Origin of the sequence: Bacteroides sp. MSK.20.12, assembly GCF_019052435.1 — a bacterium.
GTDB classification, from domain to species: Bacteria; Bacteroidota; Bacteroidia; order Bacteroidales; family Bacteroidaceae; genus Bacteroides; species Bacteroides xylanisolvens.
The window spans coordinates 1-10,334 of sequence record NZ_JAHQVH010000079.1; the positions used below are offsets into that span (position 1 = coordinate 1).

The window sequence follows — 10,334 nt, forward strand, 5'->3', positions numbered from 1 at the left end:
ATGAGGTCCCCGGTTCAATCCCGGGTCCCGCTACTTGATAAGAATAAGGCATTTGAGAGGCTTCCACTCTTGGGTGCCTTTTTCTTTTATACATCAATTGGTGCCGGTTTACACGGCTCAGTTTACACTATGGTTTACACCAACGCAAATCATATATCAATCAGATTAAACATCTGTCAAATTCAATGTGGCAAGGTTCAACATATTAAAAAAAATAGCCTCAACTTACAAAAAATTGAGGCTATCGAAATATCACTTAAAAAGTCTCTCTATTCCCATTCTATAGTCGCATTAGGTTTCGGAGACATATCATAACAAACGCGATTTACATTCTTCACTTCTTTCAGTATACGGTCTGTTATCTTCATCAGGATAGGCCATTCTATCGGTTCGATAGTAGCCGTCATAGCATCTACCGTGTTGACAGCGCGAATAATCACCGGCCAATCAAAAGAACGGGCATTATCACGTACACCAACAGATTTAAAATCGGGTACTACTGTAAAGTATTGCCATACCTTTTTATCCAATCCGGCAATCTGAAACTCTTCACGCAAAATAGCATCGGACTCACGTACAGCCTCCAAACGGTCACGCGTTATAGCACCTAAACAACGTACGCCCAAACCTGGACCAGGGAAAGGTTGACGGTAAACCATCTCATAAGGCAATCCCAACTCCAAGCCACAAGCACGAACTTCATCTTTAAATAATTGGCGCAACGGCTCCACAAGCTCGAACTTAAGGTCTTCAGGCAGCCCACCTACATTATGGTGAGACTTCACCATTTTAGCAGTTTTCGTTCCACTTTCCACAATATCCGGATAAATAGTCCCTTGCCCCAAGAAGTCAATACCATTCAGCTTACGTGCTTCTTCTTCGAACACACGAATAAACTCACCACCAATAATTTTACGTTTCTGTTCCGGATCTTCCACACCTGCCAGTTTATTCAAGAAACGATCGGTTACATCTACATAAATAAGATTTGCTTTCAACTGGTTGCTGAATACCTCAACCACATCTTCAGACTCTCCCTTACGCATCAAACCATGATTAACATGTACGCAAACCAGATTGTTACCAATTGCCTTCAGAAGTAAAGCTGCTACCACAGAGCTATCAACTCCACCCGACAGAGCCAACAATACTTTCTTATCGCCCACCTGACGCTTAATCAACTCTATCTGATCATTGACAAAGTTCTTCATGTTCCAGTTAGCTTCAGCTTTACAAACATCGAAAACAAATGATTTCACTGCCGCCTTTATAGCCTCAATATCATCCGCAAATTCTGCCAACTTCACTTCACAAGTTGCTTTATCGTGACCTGCAGCCATGACGGGAATCCCCAAAGTATAGATAGCTGGATTTACATCAATAGCAACGCCATCAATTACATTATTCGGTCCACCATTAATTATAATACCCTTTACATTGGGCAATGCTTTCAGTTCTTCCACTGTGATATCGTGAGGATAAATCTCACTATAAACTCCTAATGCACGGATGGCGCGAGCCAACACCGTATTCTCATGACTACCCAAGTCAAGGATAACAATCATATCCTGCTTCATCTGATTTTGGTTGTTTTTTAAGTTATTGTATTGTTTATTATTCACTATCGTTTCCAAACGGTCTGCAAATATAAAGATTTTTAGAGAGACTATAATACATTGATTCTCTAAAGTTTCAGAACAGAGTCGCGTTTTTTTGCTGTTATAGTATTCAATTCAACAAAGAATTAAAACAACATAGGAAGTAGATAGCAATAACCCAATTCTTTCATAGACTCCTTCAAAACTATGCCTTCAACCGCATCACAAACCGACTCCCCTTACCCAATTCGCTCTCTACCGTCAGCGTACCGCCATGAGCTTCCACAAAATCCTTGGAAATAGATAACCCCAAGCCACTACCTTGCACTTTCGTTCCGGGTACACGGAAATAACGGTCAAAGATACTTTTGTGATAACGCGGGTCAATGCCTTTGCCAAAGTCTTGGACATACAATTCAATCCAGTTTTCATCCTGTTTGGCACCAATAACCACATGCCCGTTTTCTTTTGAATAACGAATAGCGTTACTTAACAGATTCGTCAATACCCAAGCAATCTTCTCGCTGTCGACAAACAGTTTACCGATTTTCTCCTCCGGATACTCCACTTCTATCTGAATATTAAACTTATCCGCTTGCACCTGATTAGCTTTAATCGCATACTCAATCAATTCAATCGGTTTGGTGATCTTCGGCATCAACTGTAATTTACCAGCTTCCACCTGCGTCATGTTAAGCAATTCTCCGGTGATACTTAACAAACGTTCGCTATTCTCCTTGATACTCTTTGAAAGCTGTTCCTGCTCATCATTCAGTGCACCGACACGCTTATCCTCAAGCAGTTGTAGACTCATCATAATAGCAGCAATCGGAGTTTTCAATTCATGAGAGATCGTTGAAATAAATGTAGTCTTGGCAGAATCCAGTTCTTTGAATTCCGTGATATTCTTAAGTAAAATGACATCACCCAGTTTGCGAGGTTCCCCTTTTTCAGCCTCCGTATTAATGATCGGGACATAAGAGACCTTAAAATAACTTTCCTTATTATCCGCATAAATTTTTAAAGCCTCTTTCTGATCGCTTGGCGTCACCAACTCACGAATTAGTCGACGGAGCAGGTCATTCTTCAAGGAAAGTTCCTCTGCCGATTTACGAATCACATTCTCCCGTTTCATATTCAGAATACTTAAGGCTTCATCATTGATAAACAAAACCTCACGTTCTGTATTCAGACCGATAATCGGGTCGTTAATACTGTTAACAATAGCTTCTATAAACTTTTTAGCAGAAAGAATATCCGACAAAGTACTGGCACGATATTCAGTCAAACGCTCCGCCATCCGGTTGAAACTGTCAGCCACTTCACGGAACTCTTCATTGTCACTCATGTCGAGACGCTTCTCATAGTTATGATTGGCTATTTCAAGAATTCCTTCTTTCAGCTCCTTTATCGGCTTGCTGATAGAACGAGGCAGCCAATAAAGCAATATCAGCCCAGTCAAGATACAGATTCCCCCCGTTATGGAAATCCATAGCAATGCACGTTCCAAGGCAGGCATAGCAGCAGGACTATCAGGTTCTGTCGCAGTCAGAGTTTGAAGATTCACTACTGAAAGTGTTACCAACAAAATAATCATTCCTGCCAACATCCCAATGCCAAGAATCAGTTTCGTTTTAATATTCATAACGTTCATACGATTAATATTATGCAAGTATAATCAAATCTACATTAGCTTGCGACAAATTATTTAAAAACTTTCTATATCCCAGTATAGAACAAATAGCGTACGGTAGCCTCAAATTAGGAGTTCCCATACACACTGTCGATATCTGTTTCTCTTTACAAACCTTGACGATGCTCCCCAAAATGTCTTTCGACTGCACCTGGACAACTTCTCCCCCAAGTTCCGCCACCAGTTTAAAATGATTCAACAAATACCGTTGACTGGCCAAATCAATTCGATCCATACTCTCTCTCGGAGTCTGAACATACAAAGCTATAAAAGTAGTATTATACCGGGTTGCCAACTTTGCCGCCTTTCTGATAATTCGTCGGGGTGTTTTCTCGTGACTACTGATACAAGCCATAAACTTCTCATGCCGAAGTCCGACGGCTACTCCCATCATCACTTCATTCTCCACCTTTTTTTCTACCCGCAACGCCACTTCCTTCAGAGCCAACTCACGCAATTGAAGAATATTCTCGGTTCTAAAGAAATTATCCAATGCTGTCTGAATCTTTTCCGGACGATAGATCTTTCCCGCTTTCAAACGGGCAATCAGTTCTTCTGCCGTCAAGTCAATATTCACCACCTCATCCGCTTCCTGAAGCACACTGTCGGGCACCCGTTCTTTCACTTCAATCCCCGTAATCTCCTGCACTTCTTCATTCACGCTTTCGATGTGCTGAATATTGATTGCCGAAATCACATTGATTCCTTCATCCAACAATGTCATTACATCTTGCCAACGTTTCTCATTCAGACTTCCTTCCACATTGGTATGTGCCAATTCATCCACTATCACAATTTCGGGATGAAGGCGAATAATAGAATCTAAATCCATTTCTTCCAATTCCTTTCCCTTATAGAAGATTTTACGTCGCGGAATGACAGGAAGTCCTTGTAGCATCCCTTCCGTCCCGACACGTCCATGAGTCTCGATATAGCCGATTTTCACGTCCACACCATTTTCCAACAGTTCATGTGCCTCCTGAAGCATACGATATGACTTTCCCACACCGGCTATCATACCGATATAGACCTTAAACTTACCTCGCTGAGATCTCTTTATCAGATCCAGAAAATGCTGTACACTTTGTTCTCTATCATCCATTATGTTGCTCTGTTATTTTAAACATCCTAACCCGTAGCAATCATCACGATCACCACGGGTTCACAAAAATTCATGAGTTTATTTTATGGCCTTAAAGTTACGCCAAATACTAAATGGGCGTCCTCCAAACGTGGATTCCATATAGCCTGTACAAATATAGGCAATGAAAAATTATCATTAAAATTGATAGCTTTCGTTGCTTTCAAAGCAAGGTTCGTCACTGCAAAACCATTCACATTATACTGCGGAGTTTCATAAGGAACCACTCCACAGGTAGCATTCAAGTCTACCCCTTTTACGCTGAACGGATAATTCAATTCTACGTAAGAAGAATATGCCTGTTTTTCTTCCCCCTTGTCAGTCATCTTCCTGTCAGCACCGGCAAACATGGTATACCATGCAATAGACAACGGGAATTTTTCAACAGGAAGCGTATAAGCTAATCCTGCTTCAAAATGATGTCCGGTGTCGCCACTCTTAAAATGGAAATAATCATTTGTAAGTTCTCCATTGGCTACATCAGCTTGTCCGTTCCACCAAAGACTGGCTACTGAAAGTGTCGGTCCTGCTTCACCAAACTTATAAGCTGCAGTGAGGTCAATTTCTTTATTACTCTCACTCAAACTGGTTGATCCCCATGCAGTAAGTGAGAAATTACCTACGCTAAATCCCAAAGTCGGTTGAAAAGAAGCGGCACCCCCCTGATAAATACCACGCCATACATACGAACTTACCAAATCACCTTGTATAGTAAACTCTTGTGCTTGTACATTGCCAGTTCCCAACATACATACGGCCGCTACAGCCATTGTTCCTAAAATACTCTTTTTACTAAAAAAACTTTTCATACTTCTTATCTAATTCTATTTTATGTTCCTGTAAAAAAGCAGCGCCCCATCCCCCCCTGTTTATTTGAACCGCTGGTATCACCCAAACGATTCGGACAGGAACGCTGCTCCTGATCTTCATCTACTTATTACTTTCTTCAAGAGCTATATTCAATTTCAGCACATTCACCTTTTCTGTTCCCAACAATCCCAGGAACGGTTTTTCGATGCTTTTATCAACAATCGCTCTTACTTGTTCTTCTGTTAATCCGCGTGCTTGTGCCACTCTCTTCACTTGTACGTATGCACATTGGGGAGTAATATCAGGATCCAGCCCCGAAGCACTGGCTGTAACCATTTCGGCAGGCACATCCGCACGGTCTAAATAAGGATGATGTACAAGGAAAGTATCAATACGCGCTTTCACTTCATCCAGATATTCCTGATTCGTAGGACCTTTATTACTACCTGCAGAACTCGTAGCATCATATCCGTCACCGGCAGAAGACGGGCGTCCCCAGAAATAAATATCTTTTGTAAACATCTGCCCCACATTGGCTGTCCCCACTACTTTTCCATCCAGCGTAGCTACCTCGGCATTTCCCTTATTAGGACCTGCAACCTGCGCAAACAACCACAAGATAAGGATATAGAACACGGAGAAAAAGACACAAAAAGCAAGTGTTATTTTTAATGACTTCAATAAAGTTTTCATTGCTATTGTTTTTTAATTAAAAGAATAAACCTACCAATAAATCTATCAACTTGATTCCCACAAAAGGAACAATCACACCACCCAAACCATAGATCAACAGATTACGGCGAAGTAAAGCACTCGCACCTATCGGTTTGTATTGCACGCCACGCAAAGCCAGCGGAATCAGAATCGGAATAATAATCGCATTAAAAATGACCGCTGAAAGAATGGCGCTTTCAGGACTATGCAGATGCATGATATTCAGAGCTGCCAATTCGGGAATAGCGACCATAAACAAGGCAGGAACAATTGCGAAATATTTTGCAACGTCATTGGCAATAGAGAAAGTGGTCAGTGTACCGCGTGTCATCAGCAATTGTTTACCGATTTCCACAATCTCGATCAGTTTTGTCGGATCGTTATCCAGATCGACCATATTACCGGCTTCCTTCGCAGCCTGTGTACCACTATTCATGGCTACACCTACATTGGCTTGTGCCAGAGCAGGAGCATCGTTCGTTCCGTCTCCCATCATTGCAACCAATTTACCAGCCTGCTGTTCCTTCTTGATATATTCCATCTTATCTTCCGGTTTAGCTTCAGCGATAAAATCATCCACACCGGCTTTTTCGGCAATATATTTTGCAGTTAACGGGTTATCTCCTGTCACCATGACCGTCTTCACTCCCATCTTACGCAGACGTTCGAAACGTTCCTGAATACCTGGTTTGATAATATCCTGTAACTCAATGACACCGGTCACTTTCTTGTTTACACATACTACCAACGGTGTACCACCATTACTGGAGATAGAAGAGATGACCTCTTCCACTTCTTTCGGGAATTCATTTCCTGCACCTTCCACCATCTTACGGATAGCGTCGAAAGCACCTTTACGAATTTGCGTTCCATCTGCCAGGTCTACTCCCGAACATTTGGTTTCAGCCGTAAACTTAATCATTCGTGCTCCCGTTGTATTCAGGTTACGCATACGGATGCCCGACTCGCGTCCCAGTTCTACGATAGATTTACCTTCCGGCGTTTCATCGGACAAGGAAGACAACAGACAAGTCTCTACAAAATCGTGCAAATTGACACCCGGAGCCGTATGGAAATGAGTTGCTTTACGGTTACCGATGGTGATAGTACCTGTTTTATCCAGCAACAACGTATCAATATCACCGGCAGTCTCTACCGCTTTACCGGATTTAGTAATCACGTTGGCACGAAGCGCACGGTCCATACCGGCAATACCGATGGCAGAAAGAAGTCCACCGATAGTTGTCGGAATCAGACACACAAACAAAGAAATAAGCGAAGCAATAGTGATGACCGTATTACTATAGTCGGCAAACGGTTTCAAGGTAACACACACTATGACGAAAACAAGCGTAAAACCTGCCAGCAGAATAGTCAACGCAATCTCGTTCGGGGTTTTCTGACGGGAAGCACCTTCCACCAATGCAATCATCTTATCAAGGAAACTTTCTCCCGGTTGAGTAGTCACCAGTACTTTTATATGATCGGACAATACCTTCGTGCCACCCGTTACGGAACTCTTGTCGCCACCTGCCTCACGAATGACCGGAGCAGACTCGCCGGTGATTGCACTTTCATCAATAGAAGCCAAACCTTCAATAATCTCACCGTCGGAAGGAATCACGTCTCCCGCCTCACAAACAAACACATCTCCTTTCTTCAATTGCGAAGAACTGACGGTAACGATTTTATTACCTTCCACTTTCTTTGCCGGTGTCTCTTCACGAGTCTTACGCAAGCTGTCGGCCTGTGCTTTACCACGTGCTTCGGCAATAGCTTCGGCAAAATTGGCAAACAACAAGGTTACAAACAGAATGATAAACACGGCAATGTTGTAAGCAAACGAACCTTGTGAAGAATTTACAATAGAGTAGAGTGTTACGAACAGCATGACCACTGTAGCCACTTCTACTGTAAACATAATCGGGTTCTTTATCATCATCCGCGGGTTCAGTTTCACGAATGACTGTTTCAAACTTTCTATAACTTGCTCCTTTGGAAACAAAGAAGCTGATTTATTATCTTTCATATCTTCTCTAATTCAGTATTACAAACTTAAATGTTCAGCAATTGTACTCAATGCATGTACCGGGAAGAACGACAGCGCAGCAATAATGAAGATAACCACAAATGTCATGACTCCGAAAGTCAATGTATCGGTCTTCAATGTGCCGGCACTTTCCGGAATGAATTTCTTCTGTGCCAGTAATCCGGCAATGGCAACCTGCCCGATAATAGGAATAAAACGGCTCAAAATCAGAACAATACCACACGTATAGTTCCAGAAATAAGTGTTATCGCCCAAGCCTTCAAAACCGGAACCGTTATTGGCGGCACAAGAAGTGTACTCATAAAGTTGCTCACTCAAACCGTGGAATCCCAAGTTGTTCAACCATCCACCTTCACTTTCCACAAAATCAGGATGGTACACATAAATATAACTTGAGAGTGCTGTAAATACCAAAATGACAAACGGATGAAGCAGAGCTACAATCGTAGCGATTTTCATTTCGCGGGCTTCCACTTTCTTGCCGAGGAATTCCGGCGTACGTCCTACCATCAAACCGCTGATAAACACTGTAATGATAATAAATGTATAGTAATTCATCCATCCTACACCTACACCGCCAAACCAAGTGTTAATCTGCATATTCAGCATCTCCATCATTCCGGACAGCGGCATAGTAGAATCATGCATACCATTCACAGAACCATTAGAGGTTACAGTAGTTACAATACTCCATAATGCTGTTGCTCCGGCTCCCAAACGAACCTCTTTACCTTCCATCGCACCATTATCCTGCGCAATTCCCAATTCATCAATGCGTGGATTACCGCCCATTTCCTGACTGACATTAATACATACGCCTACCAGAAAAGCGAAAAGCATTACTCCGAATATACTGTAAGCCAACTTCTTTCTGCGAGTATAGAAACCCAGCGCAAGTACCATCGCCATCGGGATAATCAGGATAGACCAACATTCTACCATATTAGTAAGATATGTCGGATTCTCCAACGGATGAGAAGAGTTTACACCAAAATAACCACCACCATTTGTACCCAATTGTTTGATAGGAACAATCGCAGCCGTAGGACCTTGAGAAACCATTTGTTCCTGGCCTTCCATCGTAGTTACCTTCATCTTACCGTCAAATCCCATCGGAGTTCCTTGGAGAATCAGGATAAAACCTACAATCAGAGAAAGAGGCAATAAAATACGTGTACAGCTTATTACCAGAAATTGCCAGAAGTTACCAATCGTTTTGGTTGTTTTTGCAGCAATACTCTTCATAATACCTGCCATAGCAGCCATACCTGTTGCTGCGGTAATAAACTGGAAAAGCATGATGACGAACAGTTGAGTAAAATAAGTCAGTCCGCTTTCACCGCTATAGTGCTGCAAGTTACAGTTCACCATAAAACTGATACAGGTATTGAATGCCTGATCTGGAGTCTGCGGTCCGTTGCCGTCCGGATTTAAGGGCAACCATCCTTGTGAAACCAAGAGTACCATTCCCCAGAAAAACCAGAAAGCATTCAAAATCAACAATGCTTTCAGGAATTGTTTCCAGTTCATTTCTTCATTGGGGTCGATTCCACAAACTTTATAAATGACTCTTTCGATAGGAGCCATAAAATCAGACCAGGTCTTTTCTCCTCTGTAGACCTTGGCAATGTATTTTCCCAGTGGATAAGCCAGAATCACCATCAAGGCTATCTGAACAACCACGCCTAAAATTTCTGTATTCATATACTTTTTACCTTAAACTGTGTGTGTTACTTTAAAACTTTTCGGGTTTGACGAGCACGTACATCAAATAACCGAAGATCGCAATACCTAATACGAATAATGCTGTGTACATAATCAATTCTCCTTTTTCTTTAAATATTCTCAAACCAGTCTACACATTTCCAAAATAGCCAGAAACAAGCGAAACCGCTTAACAAGCAGAAAATAAATGATAGTGTTATTCCCATGTTTTTACCTTTTAAATGATTAATAATCCTAATTATTTGCCATAAGTAATGCTAAAGGTATGCCAGAAAAAGAGAAAAGTAAGTAAGTTATTGATTTTCAAAACAATAAAAAAGAACTAAAAAGAATAACAAACGGAAAACACCCTACCATTTTGAAATGGATTATGCTATTATGAAAAACAATATAATAGAGAGGTGAAAATAAAAAAGAGTAGTAAAAGAGGAAATACAAGTATACCAAAGTACCATTGATAAATCAAAAAACAGAAATTTTGCAAAGTACCAAACAACAGAAAGCCCCTTGATTCGTTGCTGAATCAAGGGGCTTCTCTAAAAACGGCGGCTACCTACTCTCCCACTGTTACGCAGTACCATCGGCGTGACGAGGCTTAACTTC

At 41.7% G+C, this 10,334-nt stretch carries 8 protein-coding genes; all 8 read right to left on the reverse strand.

What is annotated here, in order from left to right; all coding sequences use genetic code 11:
- Positions 1-269: 269 nt before the first annotated feature.
- The 8 genes from guaA to KTR06_RS24835 all read right to left on the reverse strand — a co-directional run bounded on the left by guaA (position 270) and on the right by KTR06_RS24835 (position 9,822).
- Positions 270-1,577, reverse strand: a complete 1,308-nt coding sequence (gene guaA, locus KTR06_RS23980) for a glutamine-hydrolyzing GMP synthase (protein WP_004314576.1) — start codon at positions 1,575-1,577, stop codon at positions 270-272.
- Between the two features lie 226 nt (positions 1,578-1,803).
- Positions 1,804-3,243: an ATP-binding protein gene (locus KTR06_RS23985; protein ID WP_004312964.1), complete on the reverse strand. Its 1,440-nt coding sequence runs from the start codon at positions 3,241-3,243 to the stop codon at positions 1,804-1,806.
- 19 nt (positions 3,244-3,262) lie between these two features.
- Positions 3,263-4,393, reverse strand: coding sequence for a sensor protein KdpD (locus tag KTR06_RS23990; RefSeq protein ID WP_008640697.1), 1,131 nt, complete (start codon positions 4,391-4,393; stop codon positions 3,263-3,265).
- Between the two features lie 83 nt (positions 4,394-4,476).
- On the reverse strand, positions 4,477-5,241 hold the full coding sequence (locus tag KTR06_RS23995; protein WP_217290871.1) for a hypothetical protein: 765 nt from the start codon (positions 5,239-5,241) through the stop codon (positions 4,477-4,479).
- Between the two features lie 121 nt (positions 5,242-5,362).
- Positions 5,363-5,935: a K(+)-transporting ATPase subunit C gene (locus KTR06_RS24000; protein ID WP_217290872.1), complete on the reverse strand. Its 573-nt coding sequence runs from the start codon at positions 5,933-5,935 to the stop codon at positions 5,363-5,365.
- 16 nt (positions 5,936-5,951) lie between these two features.
- Complete coding sequence (kdpB, locus tag KTR06_RS24005; RefSeq protein WP_217290873.1) at positions 5,952-7,985, reverse strand: potassium-transporting ATPase subunit KdpB; 2,034 nt, start codon at positions 7,983-7,985, stop codon at positions 5,952-5,954.
- A gap of 18 nt (positions 7,986-8,003) precedes the next feature.
- Positions 8,004-9,710: a potassium-transporting ATPase subunit KdpA gene (kdpA, locus tag KTR06_RS24010; protein ID WP_008640693.1), complete on the reverse strand. Its 1,707-nt coding sequence runs from the start codon at positions 9,708-9,710 to the stop codon at positions 8,004-8,006.
- 31 nt (positions 9,711-9,741) lie between these two features.
- A complete protein-coding gene (locus KTR06_RS24835) occupies positions 9,742-9,822 on the reverse strand; it encodes a potassium-transporting ATPase subunit F (RefSeq protein ID WP_073343870.1) in 81 nt (26 codons plus the stop codon).
- Positions 9,823-10,334 lie beyond the last annotated feature (512 nt).